This window comes from Frankia sp. CcWB2 (assembly GCF_977927585.1).
The window spans coordinates 100,802-101,489 of the sequence record NZ_CDWRCM010000001.1 but is presented as its reverse complement, the minus strand read 5'-3'; the positions used below and the strand labels follow the sequence as shown (position 1 = coordinate 101,489).

Sequence of the window (688 nt, the reverse complement as noted above, 5' to 3'; positions counted from 1 at the left end):
TACTGCTCGGTCTCGACGAACTCCGCGCCGTCGTCGGACGGGTCGGAGAACGACGGGCTGTACGTGTCGGTGCCGTAGGTGTCCACGGCCTGGCGCGGGTCGAACCCGGGCGGGGAGTCCTTGAGCTGCAGGCCCATCGCGCCCAGCTTCGTCTTGACCTCATCGATCGACTTCTGCCCGAAGTTACGGATGTCGAGCAGGTCGGCCTCGCTACGGGAGACCAGCTCGCCGATCGTGTGGATGCCCTCACGCTTGAGGCAGTTGTAGGAGCGGACGGTCAGGTCCATCTCCTCGATGGGCAACGCGAGGTCGGCCGCCAGCGCCGCGTCCGCGGCGGACGGGCCGATGTCGACGCCCTCCGCCTCGGCGTTGAGCTCCTGCGCCAGCCCGAACAGGCCGACCAGGGTCTTGCCGGCGCTGGCCATCGCGTCTCGCGGGGAGATCGACGGCTTGGTCTCGACGTCAACGATGAGCCGGTCGAAGTCGGTCCGCTGCTCGACGCGGGTGGCCTCGACCTTGTAGGTCACCTTCAGCACCGGCGAGTAGATCGAGTCGATCGGGATCCGCCCGATCTCCTGGCCGGCTTGCTTGTTCTGAGCCGCGCTGACGTACCCGCGCCCCCGCTCGACGGTCAGCTCGATCTCGAGCTTGCCCTTGTCGTTCAGAATGGCGAGCCGCAGCTCGGGGT

The 688-nt window shown here is 67.7% G+C and carries 1 protein-coding gene; it reads right to left on the bottom strand.

What is annotated here, in order from left to right:
* Positions 1-688: DNA-directed RNA polymerase subunit alpha (locus tag ACY45C_RS00585; protein ID WP_462185748.1), on the bottom strand; the 688-nt coding region annotated here is incomplete at both ends.